The organism is Exiguobacterium sp. 9-2 (assembly GCF_036287235.1).
Classification (GTDB): domain Bacteria; phylum Bacillota; class Bacilli; order Exiguobacteriales; family Exiguobacteriaceae; genus Exiguobacterium_A.
The window spans coordinates 481,061-506,308 of the sequence record NZ_CP142850.1; the positions used below are offsets into that span (position 1 = coordinate 481,061).

Annotated in this window: 21 protein-coding genes and 1 riboswitch; of the genes, 17 read left to right on the plus strand and 4 right to left on the minus strand. The window is 48.2% G+C overall.

Annotation, left to right across the window (positions count from 1 at the left end; translation table 11 throughout):
* Positions 1-21 precede the first annotated feature (21 nt).
* Positions 22-603: a class D sortase gene (locus tag VJ374_RS02535; RefSeq protein WP_056063411.1), complete on the minus strand. Its 582-nt coding sequence runs from the start codon at positions 601-603 to the stop codon at positions 22-24.
* Between the two features lie 134 nt (positions 604-737).
* Here VJ374_RS02535 and VJ374_RS02540 point away from each other — a divergent pair, with 134 nt between their 5' ends.
* The 3 genes from VJ374_RS02540 (at position 738) to VJ374_RS02550 (ending at position 4,220) form a co-directional block, all read left to right on the plus strand.
* Positions 738-1,916 carry a CamS family sex pheromone protein gene (locus VJ374_RS02540; protein WP_035412315.1) on the plus strand — a complete coding sequence of 393 codons (1,179 nt, stop codon included), beginning with the start codon at positions 738-740 and terminating at the stop codon, positions 1,914-1,916.
* 260 nt (positions 1,917-2,176) lie between these two features.
* Complete coding sequence (locus tag VJ374_RS02545; RefSeq protein WP_329470048.1) at positions 2,177-3,031, plus strand: MurR/RpiR family transcriptional regulator; 855 nt, start codon at positions 2,177-2,179, stop codon at positions 3,029-3,031.
* Between the two features lie 13 nt (positions 3,032-3,044).
* Positions 3,045-4,220, plus strand: coding sequence for a M20 metallopeptidase family protein (locus tag VJ374_RS02550; protein ID WP_329470049.1), 1,176 nt, complete (start codon positions 3,045-3,047; stop codon positions 4,218-4,220).
* A gap of 55 nt (positions 4,221-4,275) precedes the next feature.
* Here the strand turns inward: VJ374_RS02550 and VJ374_RS02555 are convergent, their stop codons facing one another.
* A complete protein-coding gene (locus tag VJ374_RS02555; protein ID WP_290754208.1) occupies positions 4,276-4,470 on the minus strand; it encodes a YwbE family protein in 195 nt (64 codons plus the stop codon).
* Between the two features lie 195 nt (positions 4,471-4,665).
* Here VJ374_RS02555 and VJ374_RS02560 point away from each other — a divergent pair, with 195 nt between their 5' ends.
* The 3 genes from VJ374_RS02560 to glsA all read left to right on the plus strand — a co-directional run bounded on the left by VJ374_RS02560 (position 4,666) and on the right by glsA (position 9,166).
* Positions 4,666-5,523 (plus strand): DnaJ C-terminal domain-containing protein, encoded by an 858-nt coding sequence (locus VJ374_RS02560; protein ID WP_035412324.1) that lies wholly within the window; start codon positions 4,666-4,668, stop codon positions 5,521-5,523.
* Positions 5,524-5,529: 6 nt separating this feature from the next.
* Complete coding sequence (clpB, locus tag VJ374_RS02565) at positions 5,530-8,106, plus strand: ATP-dependent chaperone ClpB (protein ID WP_329470051.1); 2,577 nt, start codon at positions 5,530-5,532, stop codon at positions 8,104-8,106.
* A gap of 127 nt (positions 8,107-8,233) precedes the next feature.
* A complete protein-coding gene (gene glsA / locus VJ374_RS02570; protein ID WP_329470053.1) occupies positions 8,234-9,166 on the plus strand; it encodes a glutaminase A in 933 nt (310 codons plus the stop codon).
* Here glsA and VJ374_RS02575 read toward each other — a convergent pair.
* Positions 9,157-9,945: a CHAD domain-containing protein gene (locus VJ374_RS02575; protein ID WP_035412333.1), complete on the minus strand. Its 789-nt coding sequence runs from the start codon at positions 9,943-9,945 to the stop codon at positions 9,157-9,159. The two genes, glsA and VJ374_RS02575, sit on opposite strands and share 10 nt — an antisense overlap.
* Positions 9,946-10,037: 92 nt before the next feature.
* Here VJ374_RS02575 and VJ374_RS02580 point away from each other — a divergent pair, with 92 nt between their 5' ends.
* The 5 genes from VJ374_RS02580 to VJ374_RS02600 all read left to right on the plus strand — a co-directional run bounded on the left by VJ374_RS02580 (position 10,038) and on the right by VJ374_RS02600 (position 17,482).
* Entirely contained in the window at positions 10,038-11,393 is a 1,356-nt protein-coding gene (locus tag VJ374_RS02580) for an MATE family efflux transporter (protein ID WP_290754199.1), read from the plus strand.
* Positions 11,390-13,948: a bifunctional lysylphosphatidylglycerol flippase/synthetase MprF gene (mprF, locus tag VJ374_RS02585; protein WP_035412340.1), complete on the plus strand. Its 2,559-nt coding sequence runs from the start codon at positions 11,390-11,392 to the stop codon at positions 13,946-13,948. Before VJ374_RS02580 ends, mprF begins: the two co-directional genes overlap by 4 nt.
* Positions 13,949-14,132: 184 nt before the next feature.
* Complete coding sequence (gene nagA / locus VJ374_RS02590; RefSeq protein WP_290754194.1) at positions 14,133-15,290, plus strand: N-acetylglucosamine-6-phosphate deacetylase; 1,158 nt, start codon at positions 14,133-14,135, stop codon at positions 15,288-15,290.
* The gene (gene nagB / locus VJ374_RS02595; RefSeq protein ID WP_056063434.1) at positions 15,287-16,048 is read left to right on the plus strand and encodes a glucosamine-6-phosphate deaminase; all 762 of its coding nucleotides are present in this window, start codon (positions 15,287-15,289) and stop codon (positions 16,046-16,048) included. Before nagA ends, nagB begins: the two co-directional genes overlap by 4 nt.
* Positions 16,049-16,372: 324 nt before the next feature.
* A complete protein-coding gene (locus tag VJ374_RS02600) occupies positions 16,373-17,482 on the plus strand; it encodes an LCP family protein (protein WP_308102347.1) in 1,110 nt (369 codons plus the stop codon).
* Between the two features lie 56 nt (positions 17,483-17,538).
* Here the strand turns inward: VJ374_RS02600 and phnF are convergent, their stop codons facing one another.
* Entirely contained in the window at positions 17,539-18,273 is a 735-nt protein-coding gene (gene phnF, locus VJ374_RS02605; RefSeq protein WP_081780439.1) for a phosphonate metabolism transcriptional regulator PhnF, read from the minus strand.
* Between the two features lie 128 nt (positions 18,274-18,401).
* On the opposite strand from phnF, the gene VJ374_RS02610 reads away from it, so the two are divergent.
* From VJ374_RS02610 to VJ374_RS02635, 6 genes are all read left to right on the plus strand, one after another.
* Complete coding sequence (locus VJ374_RS02610) at positions 18,402-19,550, plus strand: alanyl-tRNA editing protein (protein ID WP_329470055.1); 1,149 nt, start codon at positions 18,402-18,404, stop codon at positions 19,548-19,550.
* Positions 19,547-19,975: a GNAT family N-acetyltransferase gene (locus VJ374_RS02615; RefSeq protein ID WP_029340768.1), complete on the plus strand. Its 429-nt coding sequence runs from the start codon at positions 19,547-19,549 to the stop codon at positions 19,973-19,975. Before VJ374_RS02610 ends, VJ374_RS02615 begins: the two co-directional genes overlap by 4 nt.
* Positions 19,976-20,093: 118 nt before the next feature.
* Positions 20,094-21,299 carry an argininosuccinate synthase gene (locus VJ374_RS02620; protein WP_329470056.1) on the plus strand — a complete coding sequence of 402 codons (1,206 nt, stop codon included), beginning with the start codon at positions 20,094-20,096 and terminating at the stop codon, positions 21,297-21,299.
* Positions 21,296-22,666 carry an argininosuccinate lyase gene (gene argH, locus VJ374_RS02625; protein ID WP_290788068.1) on the plus strand — a complete coding sequence of 457 codons (1,371 nt, stop codon included), beginning with the start codon at positions 21,296-21,298 and terminating at the stop codon, positions 22,664-22,666. Before VJ374_RS02620 ends, argH begins: the two co-directional genes overlap by 4 nt.
* Positions 22,667-22,736: 70 nt before the next feature.
* A riboswitch (Lysine riboswitch) is annotated at positions 22,737-22,914 on the plus strand.
* Between the two features lie 112 nt (positions 22,915-23,026).
* Positions 23,027-24,226, plus strand: a complete 1,200-nt coding sequence (locus VJ374_RS02630; RefSeq protein ID WP_056063449.1) for an aspartate kinase — start codon at positions 23,027-23,029, stop codon at positions 24,224-24,226.
* Between the two features lie 13 nt (positions 24,227-24,239).
* Positions 24,240-25,232: an aspartate-semialdehyde dehydrogenase gene (locus tag VJ374_RS02635; RefSeq protein ID WP_329470059.1), complete on the plus strand. Its 993-nt coding sequence runs from the start codon at positions 24,240-24,242 to the stop codon at positions 25,230-25,232.
* Positions 25,233-25,248: the final 16 nt, after the last annotated feature.

Sequence of the window (25,248 nt, forward strand, 5' to 3'; positions counted from 1 at the left end):
TTATTCGTATTGATCCAATTGTCACGAAGCAATCGTCTCGCTTCGAATTAAGGTACCTTGTTTGATGAGACGATTCGTTGCCGTTTCCGGTGGATCGCAAGTAATCAACGTAATCGTCGGAGAGGCGACGGATTGATCAAGAACGGACAACGTCGTCGGTGTGACGAGACGACTTGACGTGATCCGGTACGTATACCGATGTGTTTTCGTCGTGACGATAACGGTATCGCCTTTCTTGACGTCAGGTAGACGATTGAAGTGAAGACCTTCTGTGAAGCTTCGGTGTCCGGCGAGCGCATAATTGCCTTTTCCAGGCGATCCGGTTTTCGGAATATGACCGATACTTCGATCGAGGACTGCTGTCGTCGACCCCTCTAAGATGACTTGTTCAAAATCAATGCTTGGTATCGAGAGTAATCCGACACCTGATTTTGCAAGAGGTTGTTTGGTTTCTTTTGCATCGACGATTTTTAGACTGTTGGTCCATTGTTTCTTTAAATGTTCAGCTTCTTGTTCGCGCTGATAATCACTGATGAAGGGCCAAACGATGAGAGCGATGCCTGCTAACAAAAAAAGCAGACCGATGAATTTACGGCGTGTCATGATAAAAAGTCCTTTCGGATGCGTGAGGGCGCATCATCTTTTTTGAAAAACAGGGGAAAACTTGTCCTTCCCCGATGGAAAACGATTCTGTTATGATAAAGAGAACGATTTGAAAACATGGGGTGCAAATAGAGATGAACTATAAAAAAGCAGTAGCGTTGACGTTATCGAGCACGTTATTTTTGGGTGCTTGTTCGTTCGACCTTTCGCCAAGTAGCGATACAAAAGAAGTCATTACTGAAAGTGAACAAGGTAAGGAAGTCCAAGCCGTCGTCAGTCCAGCCATTGATACGACGGATTCGTATTACCGGACGGTCTTACCGTTTCGTCCAAGCGTCGCACGTGGAATGACACAAAAGCGTGTCAGTTCGCGTCTTGAACTCGATGAAATCGAAACAGGATTGATGCGTCATTCGACACAATTTTTTGATCCGGAAAAATACTATTACCAAGAAGGTCAGTTACTCGAAGCCGACCAAATCGCAAAATGGTTGTTACGAAAAGGGAAAGCAGGCGATGGCGTCAGCGATCCTGAAGGTTTAAACCCAGCCTACACGTCAGGTAAGTCATATAAAGAAAAAAATCAAAAGTCACCTATGATTCTATCGCATATCTTAGAGCAAGACTACATGCTTGAAGAAGATAAGAAGCTTGAACTCGGTGGTACATCAATCGCTCTCGTCTTAAATAGTGAGTATGTTTTCCAAGATGAAAACTATGGACCGACCTATACCGTTAAACTTGATGAAAAGAAAGTCGTTGCTGAAGGGAAGCGGATGGCAAACAATTTAGTCAAGAAAATGCGTAAGACGCAGGGTATGAAGACGACACCGATTCACGTCGCCCTCTACCTCCAGGAAAAAGAAGGTTCACCGGTTTCCGGTCATTATCTCTCGTCTGCATTCATCGGTCGCGGGAATCAAATCAGCGCGAATGATTGGAAGAACTACAATGAACGCTATTACTACTACCCGTCAGCACGTGCAACGAATGATGTTCGTGATGATGCGGCGAAATTTGATTTATTCAAAGACCGTCTAGAAGACTACTTCCCGAACTACACCGGTATGATGGGGGAAGGCTTCTATCAAGAAGATGAACTTAAAAAGCTTGAAATGAAGATTCCCGTTCAATTTTACGGAAAAGCAGAACTCGTCGCATTCGTTCAGTACGTGACGTACCTGCTTGAGAATCGCTGGGAATATAATCGAAACATTCCGACGACGATCACTGTGACGAACTTGAACGGTGATACGGAAGCGATGCTATTCCTCGATCCGGATACAAAAAAACCAATCGTCAAGATTCGTTGATTTCTCCATTTACTTTATAAAGCGACATTCCTTATTTAGCGGAATGTCGCTTTTTTGTATGACGAACGCTTGAAGATAGAAGTATATGAGTATGAAAGGAAGGGTATGGAAGAAGAATGATATTTTGTTTCACTTTCCCATTTTTTAGATTTACGAAAGTCAGTAGGAGAGAGCATAATGGAAGAAGAACAGTTCTATAAACGGGGACGGCGCGATGAATCGCCAGTTCTTTTAAAGAAGATGATAAAGGAGAGATCTAGATGAATGGCGGTATCTATTCACAAATCGGAGCAGTTCGAGAAGAACTACCATCGTCCTCACGAAAAGTCGCAGACTACGTCTTGACGCATATGAACCAAATTGCGCGCATGACGATCCACCAACTCGCAGAGGAGTCGGATACAAGTGCTGCTGCAGTCGTTCGCTTTTGCCGTGCACTCGGATTAAAGGGATATCCAGAGCTGCGGATGCGGATTTCGGCTGATACGGCACGCACGGATTTAAAAGGATATCATGATATCGAAAAGGATGAACGTCCGGTCGACTTGATTGAAAAAACGCTTAGTAACAGTATTCAAGCGTTGCAGGATACAGCGAAGCAGTTAAATGATGATTGGATTGCAGAAGCAATCGACGTTATCGACCAAGCACGTGCAATCTATTTTTACGGAATCGGGGCGTCACATGTCGTAGCGGAAGACGCTGCTCAAAAATGGACGCGTGTCGGGAAACTAGCGATTCAAGAAACGGATCAGCATCTACTTGCGACGATTTTAGCGAATGCACGCCCAGAAGATGTCTTTTTTGCGATTTCCTACAGTGGTGAGACAGAAGAAGTCGTCGAGTTGATTCGCTTGGCGAAAATCCAAGGGTTAAAGGTTATTAGTCTGACGCGTTTTGGGGACAATCGGATCAGCCAACTAGCAGATATTGCGCTTTGGACTTCGCGCGCACCGGAAGCACCGCTTCGTAGTGCGGCACTCAGTTCACGACTGGCTCAACTGTTTGCGATTGACGTCTTATTCTTGTCCTATGCTGCGGGACACTATGAAGATACACTCGAACGTCTCCAATTTACGCGGGAGAGCGTTAAGACACTGCATCAAAAAAAATAAGGGGGATACATACATGTCAGAACGAACTGCCGGACTAGACGCGTTGTATCCGGAAATGGTGGAGCGTCGTCGTTATCTCCATCAGCACCCGGAGTTATCGTTTCAAGAAGTCGAGACACCGCGTTATATCGCGCAACATTTAAAAACGCTCGGAATCGAAGTCAAGACAGGAGTGGGTGGACGTGGTGTCGTCGGGTACATTCGTGGAGGAAAACCGGGGAAGACCGTCGCGTTACGTGCCGACTTCGATGCTTTACCGATTGCTGACGGAAAAGAGGTCGCATATCGATCGACAGTTCCGGGCGTGATGCATGCGTGCGGTCATGACGGTCATACGGCGACGTTGCTTGCCGTCGCAAAGACGCTCATGCAACAGCGGGAATCGTTACCGGGGAATGTCGTCTTGATTCATCAACATGCGGAGGAAGTCGTCCCGGGTGGTGCACGCGATATGATTGCCGACGGTTGTCTTGAAGGGGTCGATGTCATCTTCGGAACGCATCTTTGGTCAACAATCGATTTAGGACATGTCGGTGTTCGGACCGGTCCGATCATGGCAGCGGCTGATAAGTTCGAGCTGACCTTATATGGAAAAGGCGGACACGGTGCGAAACCACATGAGACGATTGATGCTGTCTTACTCGGGGCAACGATCGTCAAGGAATTACAATCGATCGTCAGTCGTCAACTTAATCCGCTAGAGCCGGCAGTCGTGACCGTCGGAACGTTGCACGCGGGGAATACGTTTAATGTCATCGCAGATCAAGCGACATTAACAGGAACGGTCCGAACGTTTAATGAAGCGACAGCGGACGAAATCATTGAGCGGATGGAGCAGACGATCAAAGGAATCTGTCAGGCGGTCGGAGCGACGTATCAATTTACATACGAAAAAGGGTATCCAGCTGTCGTCAACCATGCGGTACCCACCGTATTGATCGAATCCGTCGCACGAGAAATCTTAGGAGACAAGCATGTATTTGAAATCGAACCGACAATGGGCGGCGAGGACTTCGCGTATTATCTGCAACACGTACCCGGTGCATTTTTCTTTACAGGAGCCGGGGACGCTTCCTATCCACCGCATCATCATCCCCAGTTTGATTTTAAAGAGCCAGCGATGCTTGACGCAGCGCGTATTCTGGTCGAAGCAACGTGGCGGTATTTAGAACAAACTGCTGAAGCATGAAAAAATCGCTCGTCTTGACTCCGAAAAGGAATCAGGGCGAGCGATTATTGTCTTTTTAACTTAAAATTTCTTGAACACGACCAACTTGTCCGTCTTCTAATCGCACTTTGATCCCGTGCGGATGCTGCGGTGATTTCGTGAGAAGGTCTTTAACGATTCCTTCTGTTCGTTTACCTGTTCGTTGATCTTGTTTCAACACGATGCTGACTTTAAGACCAGGTGTGATATTTTTACGTGTTTTACCGTCCATCTGTAGATCCTCCCATCGTTCATTTCCTGTTTGGCTATCAGTATAACATGGTTCAGCTGGTGAAACTTGTTTGTCGCAAGGACGTAAAGTGAAAAGAGAACAGAATGTCAGAAAAAAGTTTGACTATATTTGACCAATTAAGATGTGACTTTTATAATTAAGGTAATGAAGTATAGGAAAAGGAAGTGAACTCGAATGGCAAAAGACTATTATCAAACACTCGGTGTCGCAAAGGATGCATCGAATCAAGATATCAAGCGCGCGTACCGCAAACTGGCGAAGCAATATCACCCAGACGTCAACAAGGAGGCGAGTGCGGACCAGCGCTTCAAGGATATCCAAGAAGCCTTCGATGTGCTTGGGGATGAGGAGAAACGAGCACAGTACGATCGATACGGCAGTAACTTCGACCGGATGGCAGGTGCTGGAGCTGGGGGCGCTGGAGATTATGAAGATCTGTTCCGACAGTTCGGAGGTGGTGGACGGACACGACCTGGACAATCGTTCGGATTTGAAGACATGTTCGGTTCGTTCTTTAGTCAGGAAGAAGTGTCGACCGATGAAGAGCTTGAATTGACGGTTCCACTCAGTCATCTCAGTACGAATGAAAAAGTCACGGTGCGTCTTGCGACCGGTTCGATTCAGTTGACGCTACCGAAAGATGTCTATGACGGCAAAAAAGTCCGCTTACGTGGAAAAAGTTCGATGCGTAACCGACAAGGTGTCGCGGGAGATGTTTACGTGACGATTCACCTGAAGGATGACGATCAGTTCCGACGGGTCGACCAAGACGTCATCTCGACCGTCCGCGTTCATCCGACGACACTTGTACTTGGAGGAGAAGTCGTCGCAGATACACTTGAAGGAAAACGAATTAAACTGAAAGTCAAACCGGGCACAAAACCAGGAGCACGACTTCGCATTCCAAATCGTGGTCTGAGTCAAGCGAATGGTCATCGTGGGGCATTACTCGTCCAACTCGAAGTCAAGTTACCTGAGATGGACCGCGCCTTTTATGAAGAGTGGGAACGTCAACTTGCAGTGAAGGAGTGATCAAGGATGGATTTTGAACGTTTAACGGATCGGGCACATGAGGGAATCGTCTCTGCCCAAGCGATTGCGAAACAACGTCGTCATAGTGAAATCACAGAGTGGCATTTGTTACTTGCCTTACTTGCTCAAGAAGAGGGAATTGCACGGGTCATTTTTGAAAAGTTGAATCAACGGATTGAGACATTGAATGCAGCGATTGACGAAGCGATTGGTAAGCTTCCGGCTCTGTCCCAGGCGACGACGCCACGGATCGGGGGCTCGTTGCTGAACGTGTTGACGGAAGCGGAGACGGAAGCGCGACTCATGCAGGATGACTACGTCTCCGTTGAGCACTTATTATTAGCCCTGATCAAACAATCAAGTCCAGCAGCTCAATATTTACGTCGTCAAGGCATTACGGAAGAGACACTTCGGGAAGCGATCGTCAGTATGCGAGGCAATCGCAAGGTCACGACGAAAAATCCCGAAGAGACGTTTGATGTGCTGAAAAAATATGGACGCGATCTCGTAGCGGACTTCCGGTCCGGGAAAACGGATCCAGTCATCGGTCGTGACGATGAAATTCGACGTGTCATCCGGATTTTAAGTCGGAAGACTAAAAATAATCCCGTCTTAATCGGAGAACCTGGTGTCGGGAAAACGGCAATCGTTGAAGGACTCGCGCAACGGATCGTCCGAGGAGATGTACCCGAGAGTCTCAAAAACAAGCAGTTGTTCAGTTTAGACATGAGTGCGCTCGTCGCTGGTGCAAAATACCGTGGTGAGTTCGAAGAGCGCCTGCAGGCGGTCTTGAATGAAGTCAAGGAAGCCGAAGGACAGATTCTCTTATTCATCGATGAGCTGCATACGATCGTTGGTGCCGGGAAGACGGACGGCGCAATGGATGCTGGAAATATGCTCAAGCCAATGCTTGCGCGAGGAGAATTGCACTGTATCGGTGCGACGACGCTTGACGAGTACCGGAAGTATATCGAAAAGGATCCAGCGCTCGAACGTCGCTTCCAACAAGTCCTCGTCGCGGAACCGGATGTCGAGGATACGATCTCTATTCTGCGTGGATTAAAGGAACGGTTCGAGATTCACCACGGTGTGCGGATTCATGACAATGCACTCGTCGCGGCGGCGATGTTATCCGATCGGTATATTACGGATCGGTTCATGCCAGATAAAGCGATTGATCTCGTCGATGAAGCATGTGCGATGATTCGGACGGATATGGAGTCGATGCCGGCTGAACTCGATTCCCTCGTCCGCCGGGTCATGCAGCTCGAGATCGAGGAAGCAGCATTAAAGAAAGAGACGGATGAAGCATCCCGGAAACGACTTGCCGTCTTACAGCAAGAACTCAGTTCTGCCCGAGAAGATGAGAGTGCGCTTCGGACAAGATGGGAACGGGAAAAAGAGAGTTCGCAAAGTGTCCAACAGTTACGCGCGGATCTTGAGAAAGCGAAACTGGCGTTACAAGAAGCCGAGGGGCGCTATGACTTAAACCGGGCATCGGAAATCAAGTACGGTCAAATTCCAGACCTTGAAGCGCGTCTGAAAGTCGCGGAAGAATCATCTGAACACGTCTCCCACGAACTGGTTCGGGAAGCGGTGACGGAAGAAGAGATCTCCGACATCGTCTCGAAATGGACCGGCATTCCAGTGACGCGGCTCGCGCAGGGCGAACGGGAAAAGCTACTCTATCTCGAGGATACGCTTCATGAGCGTGTCTTCGGTCAAGACGAAGCGGTTCGTCTCGTCGCGGATGCTGTCATTCGAGCGCGAGCAGGTATCAAGGATCCGAATCGTCCGAACGGCTCGTTCTTGTTCCTCGGTCCGACAGGAGTCGGGAAGACAGAACTTGCAAAAGCCTTGGCGGCAGCGATGTTTGATAGTGAAGATCATATCGTCCGCATCGATATGTCGGAGTATATGGAAAAACACAATGTCTCCCGTCTCGTCGGTGCGCCTCCAGGATACGTTGGTTATGAAGAAGGCGGTCAATTGACGGAAGCCGTCCGACGGAGCCCGTATTCGGTTCTTCTATTCGATGAGATCGAAAAAGCGCACGGAGATGTCTTCAATATCTTGCTTCAGTTGCTCGACGATGGTCGGTTAACAGATGCGCAAGGACGTGTCGTCGACTTCAAGAACACGATCGTCATCATGACATCAAACATCGGTGCGCCCATCTTGCTTGAAGCAGCAAAAGATGGTGTCATCGATGCGGCGGAAGAAGAAGCCGTTCGCCAAGAACTGAAGCGTCACTTCCGACCGGAATTTTTAAACCGGATTGATGATACGATTTTGTTCCATCCACTCCACCGGACAGAGATCGAACGAATCATCGACAAAGCGGTCGAGAAGATGACTTCTCGCTTGTCTGGACGCGGCATTACGATTAATGTCACGGATGCTGCGAAGACGCTGATCTTTGAAGAAGCATTCGAACCGCAATACGGTGCGCGTCCAATCAACCGTTATATGCAACGGACGATTGAGACGAAGCTTGCCCGAGCTTTGATTAGTGGGGCGATTCAAGATGGTTCCCAGATTGCGATCGATGTAGCAGACGGTGAACTAGTCGTAAACGGATAAAGCAGATGCTAGAAAAAGGAGTCGACTCGGCTGAAACGAATCGACTCCTTTTAGCGTTTACGGAAGAACCATATCCGCATCCACCAGATGCGTGATAAGCTAGAAAAAAAGAGAAAGAGGGAACGCCATGAATGTTACACAAGCCCAACTCGAGGAGTTGATTGAAGAGTGTCGTCCGTATACGGTACTTGGACAAGTCGCAAGTTACATCCCAGAGCTTGCGAAAGTTGATCCGACCCAACTTGGTATCGCTGTCTGTAATGCCGACGGGACGTTCGTTTCGGCAGGTGATGCGGACACGATGTTTACATTACAGAGTGTGTCGAAGATCATTACACTGGCATTCGTCCTCGAGACATTCGGAGAAGATTATGTCTTTTCGAAAGTTGGGATGGAACCGACGGGTGATGCGTTCAATTCGATTGCGAAACTTGAAGAGACGATTCCGACAAAACCGCTCAATCCAATGATCAATGCAGGAGCACTAGCAGTGACCAGCATGTTGCCGGGAACGGATGCTACGGATAAATTACTGCAATTGCGTCAATTCATCGCAAAACTATTGGATATTAAAGTAGAAATGGTAAAATATGACGCAGATGTCGCTGAATCAGAATTCGAAACGACAGATTTGAACCGAGCGTTGCTCTACTTCATGCGCTATCACGGCGTCATCGAAGGCAACGTCGAAGAGATCATCGACGTCTACACGAAACAATGTGCGATTTTGACGAATTGTAAAGGACTTGCCATGATGGGGAAAATTTTAAGTACATCTGGAAAAACGCCATCCGGGCGTCAAGTCATCTCGCGTCGTAACGCACGAATCATCCGGGCCATCATGACGACATGTGGCATGTATGATGCATCTGGAGAATTTTCTGTCCAAGTCGGACTTCCTGGAAAAAGTGGTGTTTCCGGTGCGGTCGTTGCCTGTGGTAGAAGTGATTTCGATATGGCTGATCTCGGAATCGGTGTGTTTGGTCCTTCCCTTGACGCGAAAGGCAATTCGATTGCCGGAACAAAGATGCTTGAACTACTTGTTCAACGTCACCCGTGAGCGATCTCAACTTGATCGAGTGCGTTACGCAGTTCATCCTCTAAGCGTTTGATCTGATGCAAGCGCTCTGCTTGATAAGCAGTCGGAACCTCGAATGACCGCCATCTTTCCAGTCGCTGATACGTGTCATTGATATGTCCGAGTTGCGTCTGGGTTGTTTTTAGACGATCGACAGCGGACTTCGGCTGATTCGTATAGGGACGCAAGTACTCGACCGTATAGCGGTACGCTTTCGTCGCAAGCCGCAACTCATGCATCCGTTCGATACGTTTTGGACCATCCTTTCGTTGTACTTTTTCAAATTGTTCACGTTTTTTCTCATAGCGTTTCTCCGCGGCATGAATCAGTTCTTTTTCTGACATCCGCTTGAGGCGTTTTGTCATCGGACTCGCTAAAAATCGACGGACGGATCGATCCAGTTCATTTGAGATCAAGAGATGCATCGTCTCAATCAAGGTCGAACGTTTTCCTTGGAGTTGTAAGGCGACATGGTTTGCGAACAATTGGTCGATTTCTGTTTTTTTCGAAGTCGCTTCGAGCTGTACGTCGAGATCGCGCACTTCACCGAAGGCGTGCATCAGACGCTTCCAAATCAAATAGACGGGTTCTTCCGTTAACTCGACCAATCGAGCGAACGTGATCAGTTTCCGCAAGCGAATCCGGGCTTGATGGATATCTTCCGGATTTTCAAACGTTTGTGATTCTTTGGCATAATGATTGAAGGTAGACCAGGTCTCGAGTAGTTCAAAAGTTAGCTTTTCAGTATCTCGATGGTTCATGAGATGAATCCCTCCTTGGATTGATTTCGTAAGAGTTCAAGAATGATGCGTTTTAAAATTAAGGAGGACTCCTCCTGAAATGTGGTGGAAACATGTTAGAAACAGTTACGTTCTCAGGAAAGATGAAACAATTCATGAAAATCTTCTTTCCAATTCTCGTAACGCAAGTCGCGTTTTATTTAATCAGTTTTTTTGATACGGTCATGGCCGGTCGATATGGCTCTGCTGATTTAGCAGGAGTCGGTGTCGGAGCGAGTCTATGGGCACCTGTTTACACAGGATTGACCGGTATTCTACTTGCCGTCGCGCCGCTCGTTTCCCAAGCGATGGGAGCGAAACGCGAGCGGGAAGTCAAACGGATCGTCATGCAGGCGTTGTACGTCGCTGTCGTGATCATCGGTTTGACAGTCGTCATCGGACTTCTCGCTGTCAATCCGATTCTCGAGCGGATGGAGTTATCGGTAGAAGCGCGCGAAGTCGCGCGGAACTATCTCGTGATGCTAGCGCTCGGCATCGTGCCGATGTTCGTTTTCTTCGTCTTACGAACACTCATCGATTCATTAGGAAAATCGAACATTACGATGGTCTTACTACTAATCTCTTTACCCATTAACGTCCTTTTCAATTATCTATTCATTTTCGGAAACTTCGGTTTTCCGGAACTCGGTGGTGTCGGTGCGGGAGTTGCGACTGCCATCACGTACTGGATTCTTTGTTTAGCAATCATCGCTGTCGTCATGAAAGGAGAGCTGTTCCAGCGTCTTGGTGTTCTCCGACGTTTTTACCGTCCGGACATGAAGCGGATCAAGGAATTGATTCTACTCGGTGCGCCGATCGGTCTCGCGATTTTTTCAGAAGTCAGTATTTTTTCAGCCGTCACCTTGTTGCTTGGAGCGTATGGCGACGTCATCATCGGTGCCTATCAGGCTGCCATCAACTTCGCCTCGTTCGTCTATATGATTCCGTTGTCCGCTGCGTCCGCATTGACAATCACAGTCGGTTTCGAGGTCGGTGCTAAACGGATCAAGGATGCGGTTCAGTATGTTGGCATCGGGTTGACGATGTGTGTTGCGGTTTCCGTGTTTTCCGGTATCCTGTTGTACTTAAAGAATGAAGAACTCGCAGCGTTATATAGTCGAGACCCAAAAGTCATCGAAGCAGCTGCACACTTTATGATTCTCGCGATTTTCTTCCAATTGTCAGATGCCGTCGCTGCACCAACGCAAGGTGCACTACGTGGGTTCAAGGACGTCAACGTCACCTTCTTATTGACGATCGTAGCCTACTGGGTCATTGGACTACCATTAGGTTTTTATCTTGAACGCTACACAGCACTTGGACCAGATGGATACTGGTGGGGATTGATCATCGGTCTTGCGGTCGGAGCGACACTATTGCTTGTTCGTCTTATGTACTTAATCCGTAAATCAAGGAGGCTGGCATCTTGAAATTCTCAAAACAACGGCTCATGACGATTGCGAAGATCATCTTGCCGATCGTCTTGATCGGATTCATTTTTTATCAAGGACAAAATGAATTACGCAGTTTGTCTCTAAAGGAATCGATTCAAGCGATCCGCCAAGTACCATCTTGGCAGTTCATCCTGTTGATTCTCGCAGGTCTCGTGGCAGTCTCGACAATGTTCTTTTATGACTTCTTTTTGTTGCGCTCGCTAGAAGCAAAAGCACCAGTCGGATTGATTTTCCGAGCGTCCTGGATTGCGAACTCCTTTAATGGCATCATCGGTTTCGGAGGTCTCGCAGGGGTGGCCATCCGGTCCGCCCTGTATCGACCATTCGTTGAAGGCGGACGCCTGTTGAAAGCGATCGGTTGGATGGCGCCGACATTGATTAGCGGTTTGTCAATCTTATCGACGTTATCCCTCTTGCACGTCTTCCCAGCGTTTGAAGTGCTTGAAATGAAGAAATGGTTATGGCCAGTCATCATCGGTGTTGCCTTATTCTTCCCGCTCTATCTATTGTTCTCGTTTCGACGTGGGAACAGCAGCATTCATCCGAAATCGATTGCCTTATACTCCGTTGTATCGTTTGCGGAGTGGTTTAGTGCCGGTGTCGTCGTCTATCTCATTTTGGCAGCACTCGGAACAGACGTCAGTTTTGCAAAAGTGATCGGTGTCTTCATCATCGCTGCGACAGCCGGTTTGATTTCGATGGTACCCGGCGGATTCGGTTCATTCGACTTAGTCTTTTTGATCGGTATGCAACGTGCAGGAGTCGAGGAAGGCATCGTCTTGACGGGATTATTGATTTATCGTCTCGTTTATTACTTAATTCCATTCTTAATCGGTGTCGTCTTCTCGGCTCGAGAGTTTAGTGGTCCAGTCGTCAAGATGATCGAAGATAAACCCATTGTTGGTCCGTCGGTTGAGGTCGGGGGTGTCATTTGGCGCTTGCAATTGCGATTCCTCAGTAAAATTCGTCACTTCACCTTAGCGTTGATTACGCTTGTCGCGGGTATCACGATCTGGGGGCTAGCGATTTTGCCACCGGTCTCGACACAATATGAATATTTGGAATCTAAATTGCCCCATGAAGCGTTGTTGCTCGCAAACAGTTTCTTTTTGATGGGCGGACTATTATTTGTCCTCTTATCGACAGCGCTCTATCGTCGAACGAAGCGTTCCTTGTATATGATGTATGGCGCATCGTTCTTCGCGCTGGTCGGGATGGCACTTCGTGGATTTAACTTGATTTCCTTCCTTGCCGTCGTCGTCGTCCTCGGATTGTTACTGATGTCTCGTAACGCGTTTCATCGGGAACGGACACTGATTACGACGTCGCGTTTCATCCGGGTTGCGTTCGTTGGTCTGTTGTACATTGGCGGGTTCGTCTTTTTCGGATACGCTTTTTATACACTCGGGTCGGCAGACGGTACAGAAGTGTATCCGTCGCATGAGATTTTCATGTTTGCCGCGAGCTCATCCATCTTTGCGCTCGTTTATGGATTAGTTTTCATACGCTTGTTTAACACATTTAATCAACCGGTGCTCGGGGAGCGGTTCGATGCTGAAAAAATCGAAACGGTATTACGTGAACAGGGTGGCAATTATTTGAGCCATTTAGCGTTTCTCGGAGATAAGCGCTTCTTCTTTTCCGAAACAGGTCGTTCGTTCATTCAGTTCAGTCAGACTGGCAACCGGATCATGGTACTCGGTGATCCAAGTGGAGATCCAAAGGAGCATTCACAAGTCATCGCCTCCTTCCTCCGCCGTGTCGAAGATCTCGGATACATTCCGAACATCTATCAGATTCAAGCACAAAACATGTCGCTGTATCATGATTTCGGCTTCAACTTCTTCAAACTCGGCGAAGAAGCGATCGTCGATATTCCGTCTTTCACCGTATCAGGAAAAAAACGAGCTGGACTTCGCTCGATTAAAAATCGCTTTGAACGAGAAGGTATGACGTTTGAAGTGATCGAGCCACCTTTTTCGGATACATTGTTAGCAGAACTGCAAGAGGTCTCGGATGAATGGTTAGGTGGGAAGTCTGAAAAAGGCTTCTCACTCGGTTACTTCCACAAACCTTACTTAAATCGAGCACCAATCGGCATCATGCGTGAAGCGGAAGGACGGTTGATCGGATTCATGACGTTCATGCCTGCTTACCAAGAGGGGGTCCTATCGATTGACTTGATGCGTTTTCGACCGGACGGACCGAACGGGATCATGGATGCGATGTTCATTCGGCTATTCGAATATGCGAAAGAAGAAGGCTACCGGACATTTAACATGGGAATGGCGCCACTCTCGTCCGTCGGCGAGGATGAAACGTCCTTCTGGCAAGAACGTGTGGCGGCAGATGTCTTCAATAATATTCGTTACATGTATAGTTTCACGGGTCTACGACGATACAAAGAAAAATACGATCCAAAATGGGAAGGGCGCTACCTTGCTTACCGAAAGCGGCAATCGTTACCGATAGCAATCTTAAAAGCGACGCGTCTGATTTCTCGAAAGAAAGACCGAATTTTATTACCCTGATCGACTGACGCATGAAGATGGCAGTAGACGGGTATACAAAGGGCGACCCTTTGTCTAATGACAAACGGGATCGCCCTTTTGCAATTTCAGTTCAAATGTATAAAGGTCTATACAACTAGAAATAATCACGTTATACTAAATACGAAAGCAAGTCATGGAACGGATAGAGAAAGGGTGATGCCAGATGACAGTGATCATCAATGCCCGGATTTACACGGGAGAGCAGACGATTGAAGACGGGTTCATTCGCTTTGACCGAACCATCGAGGCGATTGGAACAATGTCGGAATTTGAGGAAATCGCAGGAGAAGAGACGATTGATGCGCACCATCAATCACTCATTCCTGGAATGATCGATGTGCACATTCATGGGGGATATGATGTCGATGTCATGGATGGAGATGCCGAAAGGTTGCATCATTTCAGCCGACAGATGTTACAAGAAGGCGTGACGTCCTTTTTAGCGACGACGATCACCCAAGATTGGGCAGACATCACACGAGCGCTCGAGACGGTGCGAACAGTCGTTGAGGAAGAGGACACGACGATCGTCGGTGTTCATCTCGAAGGACCGTTTATCAACCCGGATTATGCTGGTGCGCAACCGCGCGAATATATCGTTGAACCCGATGTCGAACAGTTCCTGAAATGGCAGGAAGCGTCTGGCAATACGATCAAACTCGTGACCTATGCCCCAGAACGCCCGGGAGCGCGTGCATTCGAGGAGGCAGTGCGATTAACGGGTGCGATTCCGTCTGCCGGCCATACGGATGCGACGTATACCCAAAACCAAGCTGGTCATGTCACCCATGGTACTCATCTCTACAATCAAATGCGTGCGCTGCATCACCGGGAACCGGGAACAGTCGGGTACTGTCTCCTGACGCCGGAAGTCTATGCCGAGATCATTCCGGACGGGATTCATAGTGCACCGGAAATGGTGGACTTCGCCTACCGGATGAAGGGTGCAGATCGATTGATCGTCATCACGGATGCGATGCGCGCCAAAGGACTCGCAGAAGGTGAATACGAGTTAGGGGGACAAGCTGTATTCGTTCGAGACGGTGCGGCACGCCTTGAGAATGGTAGTTTAGCCGGAAGTATTTTGACGATGGACGCCGCTTTACGAAACATCATCGCCTATACAGGTTGTACGCTCGAAGAAGCGGTTCGTATGACATCGGTCAATGCGGCAAAAGAGCTTCAGTTGACACAAAAGGGAAGTCTCTCGGTCGGTAAGGATGCGGATATTGTGTTGCTCGACGAGGGATTACACATTCAAGAAACGATTCATCGTGGTACGCGATACCGGATCACGAACGGAAAGGAGTCTACCTCATGAAATGGATGATTGTAGAAAAAGGAGAAGAATTAGCGCATGTGGCGTATCAATTTTTGAAACAGGAAATTGAGCGTCATCCGGAAGGATTAACAGTAGGGCTTGCGACGGGCAGTTCACCAGTTGGTGTGTATGAAGAATGGCGGAAGGACTCGCTTGACTGCAGACATGTGACGACGGTCAATCTAGATGAATATGTCGGTCTCAGCCCAGAACATCCACAAAGCTACCATACGTTCATGCAAGAACACTTGTTTAATGATGTACGTTTCAAGGAGTCTTTCGTACCAATCGGGAATACGGAAGATCCGGTTAAAGAAAGTGAACGATACGAGGCGCTCGTGCGCAAGCGAGGAATCGATATCCAATTGCTCGGAATCGGAGCGAATGGACACATCGCTTTCAATGAACCAGGTACGCCGTTCGATGCGAAGACACACGTGACGGAATTGACGGAATCGACGCGAGAAGCGAATCAACGTTTCTTTGATCGATTGGAGGAAGTGCCGACGAAAGCGATCACGATGGGAATCGGTACGATCATGGAAGCAAAAAAAATCCTTCTCGTCGCTTCAAGCGAACGAAAGGCAGAAGCCGTCCGCGATATGATGGAAGGGGTCGCGACGACGGATTGTCCGGCGACCGTGCTCAAACGCCATGCCGATGTTATGGTGATCCTCGACGAAGAGGCCGCCTCTTTATTGTCAGATGACGCTAAACGTACAGGGCGGGCTGCTTATTTGAATTTCATGAAAGCATGATGGAGAAACACGAATGAATTACAAGGTACAGAGCCACCCCATCAATTGGCTTTGTACCTTTTTTGTGGTTCATGAAAGAATGGAATAAAGCCCGGTCTCATGCGATTTTATATTTTAACGTGAGATAGGTAAGGAAATAACGAAAGACGACATGCTGGTAGCATTCATGCTAATCAGGCAAAGTGCTACGATACCGGAATTATTTTAGATGCAACTATTCTGTGCGGTTTCTTTAATCGAAACGTAAATTGACATTTCATTAAATGTCCGGATAATGGAGATTAGCGAACTTTACGGAAAATTTACATGAAAATGAGGGTTTACATGATGGAAACGCGATCCGCACGAAAGAGACAGCCAAGTGCTGGCAAGATGTTCATGAAAGTCGTCGCTGCACTCGTCCTGCTCGTCACAATCATCGGTTCTGGTTATGCTGGAGCTGTTTTTATCAAAACGCAAGAAACATTGGCAAAGACGCAGATTAAGATTCCCGGCTCAAAAGTGAGCTCTAAATATGATGATGTTCCGTCTGAATCATTCTTGATTCTCGGAACGGATGAAACGAAAAAAAGTAAGGAACGTCATGAACCAGCTCGTTCAGACGTCATGATCGTCGGAATTTTGAACAAAAAGACGGAGCAATTAGTGTTGACGAGTATCCCACGTGATTCACTCGTGAACATCGATTATTCGAAGTATGATATCCCTTACGGCAAGACAGGTGTTGAGCAAGATAAGATCACACATGCCCTTTACTTCGGTTCGATGGATAAATCGAATTCCTACAACGGCATTAAATTAGCACGTGAAACGACAGAAAACCTACTCGGGATTCAAATCGATCACGTCATCAAAGTTAATTTCCAAGGATTCGTTCAATTGATTGATGCATTAGATGGTGTAGATATCGATGTACGGTATGCGTTTAAAGAACAAGATTCAAAACGTAAAGCGGGTACCATCACCGTTGATAAAGGAAAGCAACATTTGACGGGGGAACAGGCACTGGCCTATGTCCGGAACCGTCATGATGATCCGCTCGGTGATATCGGTCGCGGACAAAAACAGATGCAAGTCATTCAAGCGGTCGCAAAAGAAGCGGCAAGTTTCCGTTCGCTCAGTGCATACCGTGATATTTTGGATGCCGTGGGTGATAATGTTGAAACAAACTTAGGACCGAATGATTACACACGCTTAGCAGATTTCACTGCAGCACTCCGTGACACAACGGAGTATCAGCTCGCTGGAGAAGGCTATATCGGCATTAGCGGGAAATGGGAATACCACCTCGATCCGAATCAACTGGAACAAGTGAAGAGCAACTTAGCGAAAGCGATGCAAGGTCAAGAAGTCAAGCCGATCGCAGATGAAACGGATGCTGTACAAGATACGACAGAACAAGCACCAGAGACAGAAACGATCCCTGCGCAGTAATCTATACACGAAAACCCCTCGAATCACCGTCACAGCATGGCGATTCGAGGGGTTTTTCAGCGTTGGCGTTCCATTTCGACAGTGAAGGTATATCGGTCTCCTCGGTAAGCAGAGATGACGTATTCAAACGGTTGTTCCGTCGCGAGATACGTCAGTTGCTCGACGGATAAGACAGGCGAAGCGGTCGACAAGCCAAGGTGACTCGCTTCTTCCTTTGTCGCGAGACGTGATTCAAACGTTTGACTCGCACGTCCGAGGTTTAATCCACTCGCTTCAGCAAATGCATAGAGTGATGCGGTCGCGACGTCTTGATCGAGTCCAGGCAAGAGTTGCTCTGGGATGTAGACAGTCTCAAGAGCAAGAGCTTGCTCATCAGCAATACGTAAACGCTTCAATTCATATACGGATGCGCCTTCGCGAATCCGGAGCTTATTTGCGATCGTCATCGACGCGTCGATGATTTGATAGGAGAGGAGCGCACTCGTCGGTTCTAGTCCAAGATGTTCCATCTCTTCCGAGAAACTCGTCAAACCGGAAAGTTGCATGACGATTTTTTTATTCGCGACGAATGTTCCTCGTCCTTTTTGACGAATCAAGTAACCAGCGTTGACCAAGTTTGAAATGGCTTGACGAACCGTCATTCGGCTAATTTGGTGGGCCTCGGCGAATTCGCGCTCGGACGGAATCAAGTCTCCAGGTTGAAGGACGCCGCTTTCGATTTGTTGTTTTAAGGCAGCTTCAATTTGATAGTAAATGGGGAGTGGTGAATTTTTATTGATGTGCTGAATCACGGCATTTCGTCCCTTCGCGATCGGTAGTCTTTCGTCTAGTGTACTAGGAAAAAGGCAAGCCGACAAACGGTTCTGGATGAAATATGGCATAATACAGAGTGAAACTGACAGAGAAAGGTGGTCGAGGCATGCGCCCCGAACAAATAGAATCCGATGTCCGAACCTTTCAGACATCCCTTCGTGCGACAAAACAAGTAGACGGCTATTGGGTTGCTTTAGAGAAAAGTTACTTTTATCCGGAGAGCGGTGGACAGCCAGCGGATCGTGGAACATTGAACAACCAACCTGTCCTTGACGTTCAAATCGAAGACGGTGTCGTCTGGCATCAACTGGCGAATCCGCTCACAGGAGACGTCACCGGGATCATAGATGATGCAGTCCGAATTGATCATGCGGCGCAACATACGGCACAACACGTCATCTCTGCGATCTTACACGATGAGTCGAACATCAAAACGCTTAGTTTTCGGACGGGAAGTGAGGTTTCGACGCTTGATATCGAGACACCTGAATGGACAACTATTCAACAAGAACAGCTGGATCGACGATTACGACATGTGATTGAACAAGGATTACCGATCACGGCGACTGAATATGACGAGGAGGAAGCCCTACGTCTACCATTACGAAAAACACCACAAGTCGAAGGACGAATTCGTGTCGTTCAAATCGGCACACTTGATTATAGTGCCTGTGGTGGGACGCATCTCAATTCGACGGCACAGCTCGAGTTGATTCTCTTTACTGGGGTCGAACGGATTCGTGGGAACATTCGTCTATCCTATGTCGCAAAGGAACGGGCATACCAACTTGTTCAGTCAGAACGTCACGCCTTGAGGGAAGCGGCGCAAGCTTTGTCAGTCAAGCCGGTTCAAATGCTAGAAGCCGTTCAAGCGTTACAAGAAGAACAGAAACGCTTAACGAAACAGGTCGAACACGCCCAGGAACAACTTGCAACATTCACGCTCGCTCAAGCTTTAGAACAACAAGAAGGTATTCTGATGTTTGAACATCTGAATGAAGAAATCAAAGCATCCGAGCAACTCGCTAAAGCGATCCAAGAAGCGGGACGCGTCGGCGTCGTCTGGAATGGGACGACAAACAAGTTACTGATGAGTAGTCCAGGGGAACCCCATCTCGGGAAGTTCGCTAAAGCGCATGTCCAAGCATTCAATGGACGAGGTGGAGGAAGTGCGGTTCAGGCACAAGCACAATTTACGAATCGGGATGATGCGATGGCATATGTCGATCGATTACGGGAGGAATATCAGTTATGACAGTCATTCAAGTACGTACAGCAGAACAACATCAAGCCGTTCGGATGATCCGGGAGCGTGTCTTCGTCGAGGAACAAGGCGTACCACGTCATCTTGAATACGATACACATGATGAAACAGCGATTCATCTGCTTGTCCTCGATGAACAGAGTCGACCGGTTGCAACGGGTCGCACACGACCATATGACGACCAACGGATGAAGGTGGAGCGTGTGGCGACGCTGTCGACAGCCCGAGGAAAAGGATACGGTGGTGAGTTGATGCAGGCGATGGAACGTGTCGCGCGGCGTGAAGGAAAACAACTGCTGACACTCGGTGCACAAGTCCAAGCCATCCCGTTTTATCAAGGTCTTGGTTATACGATCGTCTCCGATGAATTCGACGATGCGGGCATTCCACACCGGACGATGGAGAAGAAAATGTAAGTTATTTTGAAAGAAATCCTGCAAAAAGGGTTTCTTTTTTTTGTTTTCTATGTATATATATAATTCATAATGAATTTTTATACAGACAAATGAATTAAAAACCAGGAGGGAATTATACATGTCAAAACAAAAATTAATCTTAGCGTACTCTGGGGGACTCGATACATCAGTAGCCATCAAATGGTTGAGCAAGGACTATGATGTCATTGCCTTATGCATGGATGTCGGAGAAGGAAAAGATTTATCCGTCATCAAGGAAAAAGCACTCCTCGTCGGTGCGATCGAATCAATCGTTCTCGATGTCAAAGAAGAATTCGCACAAGACTTTGTCTTGCCAGCACTTCAATATGGCGCCCATTACGAAAATGCCTATCCGTTGATCTCAGCGCTTTCGCGTCCATTGATCGCAGAAAAGCTCGTCGAAGTCGCACATCAGCATGGTGCGACGGCGGTCGCACACGGATGTACCGGAAAAGGGAACGACCAGGTCCGGTTCGAAGTTTCGGTCGCGGCACTTGATCCGTCACTCGAAGTCATCGCACCGGTTCGGGAATGGAAATGGTCACGGGAAGAAGAGATCGCCTACGCGAAAGAAAACAATGTGCCAATCCCGATCAACCTCGACAGCCCATACTCGATCGACATGAACCTTTGGGGACGGAGTAATGAATGTGGCGTCCTAGAAAATCCATGGACAGAACCACCACAAGACGCATATGCGTTGACGGTAGCACCAGAAGACGCTCCGGATCAGGCAGAAGAAGTCATTATCGGCTTTGAAGCAGGTGTTCCAGTTTCTATCAACGGGACGAAGTATCCATTAGCGAAACTGATTACGGAACTGAACATCATCGCTGGAGCACATGGGGTCGGACGGATCGACCACGTCGAGAACCGTCTCGTCGGTATCAAATCGCGGGAAGTCTATGAGTGCCCAGGCGCAACTGTTTTACTCAAAGCGCACGCTACACTCGAGACGATTACATTGACGAAGGACGTCGCGCATTTCAAACCATTACTCAGCAAACAATACGCAGAAACAATCTACAACGGTCTCTTCCATGCGCCATTGACGAAAGGCTTGAAAGCTTTCTTGACGGCAACACAACAGGACGTTACAGGAGAAGTTCGCGTTAAACTGTTCAAAGGAAATGCAACTGTTACAGGTCGTCAGTCGGCTGTCTCGCTTTATGATGAGAAACTTGCGACGTACACGAAAGAAGATGCATTCGATCATGAAGCAGCAAAAGGCTTCATCAAATTACACGGTCTTGCCGTTTCAACGCATGCGAGTGTACATCGTCAGGCGGGTGTAACGAAATGACCAAACTCTGGGGTGGACGTTTTACGGAAAGTGCTTCCGCTCAAGCGGAAGCCTTCGGAGCATCAATCACGTTCGATCAAAAATTAGCAAGCGTTGATTTGAAAGGCAGTCTCGCACATGCACAGATGTTATTTGAACAAGGGATTCTCGCTCAAGATGAGTGGACACAAATCCAGCAAGGATTAAAGCAACTCGAAGCGACGTTAAAGGACCATTCCTACACATTAGCGGACGAAGACATTCATATGAATCTTGAGCGTTTGTTGACGGAACAGATCGGTCCAGTTGCAGGGAAACTGCATACGGCACGGAGCCGAAACGATCAAGTCGCAACCGATTTACATCTATGGATGGAGCAGCATGTCGAAGCGTTGACGACGGCATTACGCGAGCTCCAATCGGTCATTACGGAACAAGCTGAGCAACATATCGAGACGGTTATGCCGGGGTATACGCATTTGCAACGGGCACAACCAATCTCGCTTGCGCATCACTTGCTCGCTTATTTCTGGATGTTCGAACGTGATGTCGAACGGTTGACGGACAATCAAAAACGAATTCGGAAATCACCACTCGGGGCAGGCGCGCTCGCGGGGACCACGTTCCCGATCGACCGTTTCCGTTCTGCCGAGTTGCTCGGTTTTGAGTCGGTCTATCCGAACAGTCTCGATGCTGTCTCCGACCGCGACTTTGTCATTGAATATCTCGGAATCGCCTCGACCGTCATGATGCATCTCTCACGTTTTTGTGAAGAAATCATCATCTGGGCGTCGCAAGAATTCGGCTTCATCGAGTTGTCTGACGCCTTCTCGACAGGCTCAAGCATGATGCCACAAAAGAAAAACCCTGATTTTGCTGAATTGATTCGTGGAAAAACAGGTCGCGTCTACGGCAACCTGATGGGCTTCTTGACGACGATGAAGGCATTACCACTCGCTTACAACAAAGACATGCAAGAGGATAAGGAAGGGGTCTTCGATACAGCAGATACCGTTCTCAAGTCCGTTCAAATCTTCACCGGAATGATTGAATCCGCGACGTTTAAGACCGAAGCGCTCAAGAAGGCGACAATGCAAGACTTCTCGAATGCAACGGAACTCGCCGACTACCTTGTAACGAAAGGCATACCATTCCGGGAAGCGCATGAAATCGTAGGGAAAGCCGTCCTTTACTGTGTGCAGAACGGTTGTTTCCTGAAGGACTTGAATCTCGAGACGTATCAAACGTTCCATCCTGATATCACAGAAGACGTCTATCCGCTCCTCGATCCGGTTCAAGCAGTGGCACGCCGGACAAGCTACGGCGGTACAGGGTTTGCTGCCGTTTCGGAGCAACTCGAACTCGCGAAACAGCATCTTGCGAATTGACGAATTTTGAAAAAAATCAGTCAAATGACTGGATTTAACAAAAGATGTCTGCTATAACTGTAACTAACAACCGACAGATAGAGGCGCGGATGACATGAGTAGCATCATTCTTGAAGGCAAGCATGCTGAATGATGTGAAAGGGGAAGTCCGCCGAAGTGAACGAGAAGATGCTTCTTCTTATTTGCTGGTACAACGGTTAAGATCCGTTGTACTGCCGAAACCGATGTTTCGGAGCGCTATCTTACGTAAAAGAACGAATGACTTTGTCTTCGTTTGTCCGATCGTGATAACGACGGGCCGTAGGAACGCTCCTACCGGCCCGTCGTTTTTTTCTGTATCGGGACAAAGGAGATAGGATTGTGACAACTGTACTTAAATTTGGTGGAAGCTCGGTTGCGACTGTCGAACAGATTCAGTCTATTGCGAATTATTTGAAGAGTCGCGCAGCCGAAGGTGAAAAACTCGTCGTCGTCGTTTCGGCGATGGGCAAGATGACAGATTCTTTGATCGCTCAGGCGCAAGCCATCACGGATCGCCCTGAGCGGCGAGAACTCGATCGGTTGCTTGCCATCGGAGAAGAACAGACGATTTCATTACTCAGCATCGCTCTCAACTCACTTGGCGTCAAAGCGTTATCGCAAACGGGCGCGCAAGCAGGGATCAGCACGATGGGCGTGCATACGAAAAGTAAAATCAAACAGATCGATGGAGATCTATTACGACAAAAACTCGAAACGTACGATGTTGTCATCGTCGCCGGATTCCAAGGTGTCAACGAACTTGGTGACGTGACGACACTCGGACGAGGCGGATCGGATACGACGGCTGTTGCTCTTGCGGCAGTCCTTGATAAACGGTGTGAAATCTACACTGATGTCGACGGTGTGTATACGGCTGATCCACGAATCCATGCCACTGCTCAACCGATTCCACATATCTCGTATGATGAGATGATGGAAATGAGCGCCCTCGGGTCGAAGGTCATGGAAATGCGAAGTGTCGAACTAGGAAAAAAATACGGCGTACACATCTTCGTCGGGAAAACACTTGAATCGAAAAGGGGAACATGGATCATGGAAGCGACGGAAACAATGGAACAAAAAGCGGTGACGAGTGTCAGTGTGACGAAGAACGTCTTGACGGTATCAATCAAACACGTACCGCAAACGAATGCAGCAGTAGCCGATATCTTCGAACTCTTATCGAACCGTCACGTCAATATCGACATGATCAGTCAAACGACGTTCGACAGTGACATCTTCTTATCGTTCTCTTGTCCACTCGACGAGGAAGAGTTCCTCGACGAAGCATTGAAAGATATCATGGATCGCTTCACGACAGTCAAGGTCGACCGCCACGATCAGCACGCGAAGTTGTCTGTCGTCGGAATCGGAATGCGAGATGCGACAGGTGTTGCCTCAAAGTTGTTCGCGATCTTCCGAGCGGAGAACATCCCGTTCTATCAAGTTACGACATCAGAAATCAGTATCTCGTATACGATTGCACAAGCAGATATCGAACGGACGGTTGCAGCGATTGCAAACGCGTTCGAGTTATAAGGAGGAAAACAGCATGTATCATGTAGCCGTCATTGGAGCAACCGGCGCCGTCGGTCAAAAAATGTTACAAGTACTCGCAGAACTGGATTTCCCGGTCAGCCGCTTATCCGCCTATGCTTCTGCTCGTTCAGCAGGGAACACGGTACAGTTCAAAGGAGAAGACATCACGATTCAAGCGTTGACACCGAACATCACGGAAGACGGTATCGATGTCGCGCTGTTCGCAGCGGGCGGAACGATCAGTGAACAATATGCCCCTTTACTAGCTGAAAATGGAACACTCGTCGTCGATAACTCAAGTGCCTTCCGGATGCAGGAGACGATTCCGCTTGTTGTGCCAGAAGTTAATCCACAATCGATTCAAGCGACGGATCGCTTAATTGCGAATCCGAACTGTTCGACGATTCAATCCGTCGTCGCCTTAGCACCGCTCCAGTCACTGGGATTCGAACGGATCAATTACACGACGTATCAGGCAGTATCGGGTTCTGGTCAAAAAGGGATCGAGGACTTGGCGCGTGGGGCGCGCGGAGAAGAACCTGTCAATTATCCGCATCCGATTCACGATAACATCTTGCCGCATATCGATGTGTTCCTTGAGAACGGCTATACGAAAGAGGAGCAGAAGATGATTGATGAAACAAGAAAAATCTTCAATCTTCCAGCATTGCCTGTCAGTGCGACGTGTGTCCGGGTTCCGGTCACGAACTCTCACTCGGTTGCAATCAATGTCACGTTTACACAACCGACGACGGTTGCAACGATTCGTGAAGCACTTAAAAACGCACCCGGCGTCGTCCTCGTCGATGATGTCGCGAATACACGCTATCCGATGCCACTCGATGCGAGTGGGACGGACGACGTCTACGTCGGTCGGATTCGACAAGATGATAGTCTCGCGAACACGTTCCATCTTTGGTGTGTAGCTGACAACATCCGAAAAGGTGCTGCGTCGAACGCCGTACAAGTTGCACGCCAAGCGATCGAAGAGTCGATTCATTCATAAAAAAGGAGGAGTTCTT

Bases quoted from the DNA above. Each gene is read 5' to 3' on its own strand.
- VJ374_RS02535 (WP_056063411.1), bottom strand. From the start codon at position 603: ATGACACGCCGTAAATTCATCGGTCTGCTTTTTTTGTTAGCAGGCATC.
- VJ374_RS02540 (WP_035412315.1), top strand. From the start codon at position 738: ATGAACTATAAAAAAGCAGTAGCGTTGACGTTATCGAGCACGTTATTT.
- VJ374_RS02545 (WP_329470048.1), top strand. From the start codon at position 2,177: ATGAATGGCGGTATCTATTCACAAATCGGAGCAGTTCGAGAAGAACTA.
- VJ374_RS02550 (WP_329470049.1), top strand. From the start codon at position 3,045: ATGTCAGAACGAACTGCCGGACTAGACGCGTTGTATCCGGAAATGGTG.
- VJ374_RS02555 (WP_290754208.1), bottom strand. From the start codon at position 4,470: ATGGACGGTAAAACACGTAAAAATATCACACCTGGTCTTAAAGTCAGC.
- VJ374_RS02560 (WP_035412324.1), top strand. From the start codon at position 4,666: ATGGCAAAAGACTATTATCAAACACTCGGTGTCGCAAAGGATGCATCG.
- clpB (WP_329470051.1), top strand. From the start codon at position 5,530: ATGGATTTTGAACGTTTAACGGATCGGGCACATGAGGGAATCGTCTCT.
- glsA (WP_329470053.1), top strand. From the start codon at position 8,234: ATGAATGTTACACAAGCCCAACTCGAGGAGTTGATTGAAGAGTGTCGT.
- VJ374_RS02575 (WP_035412333.1), bottom strand. From the start codon at position 9,945: ATGAACCATCGAGATACTGAAAAGCTAACTTTTGAACTACTCGAGACC.
- VJ374_RS02580 (WP_290754199.1), top strand. From the start codon at position 10,038: ATGTTAGAAACAGTTACGTTCTCAGGAAAGATGAAACAATTCATGAAA.
- nagA (WP_290754194.1), top strand. From the start codon at position 14,133: ATGACAGTGATCATCAATGCCCGGATTTACACGGGAGAGCAGACGATT.
- nagB (WP_056063434.1), top strand. From the start codon at position 15,287: ATGAAATGGATGATTGTAGAAAAAGGAGAAGAATTAGCGCATGTGGCG.
- VJ374_RS02600 (WP_308102347.1), top strand. From the start codon at position 16,373: ATGATGGAAACGCGATCCGCACGAAAGAGACAGCCAAGTGCTGGCAAG.
- VJ374_RS02610 (WP_329470055.1), top strand. From the start codon at position 18,402: ATGCGCCCCGAACAAATAGAATCCGATGTCCGAACCTTTCAGACATCC.
- VJ374_RS02615 (WP_029340768.1), top strand. From the start codon at position 19,547: ATGACAGTCATTCAAGTACGTACAGCAGAACAACATCAAGCCGTTCGG.
- VJ374_RS02620 (WP_329470056.1), top strand. From the start codon at position 20,094: ATGTCAAAACAAAAATTAATCTTAGCGTACTCTGGGGGACTCGATACA.
- argH (WP_290788068.1), top strand. From the start codon at position 21,296: ATGACCAAACTCTGGGGTGGACGTTTTACGGAAAGTGCTTCCGCTCAA.
- VJ374_RS02635 (WP_329470059.1), top strand. From the start codon at position 24,240: ATGTATCATGTAGCCGTCATTGGAGCAACCGGCGCCGTCGGTCAAAAA.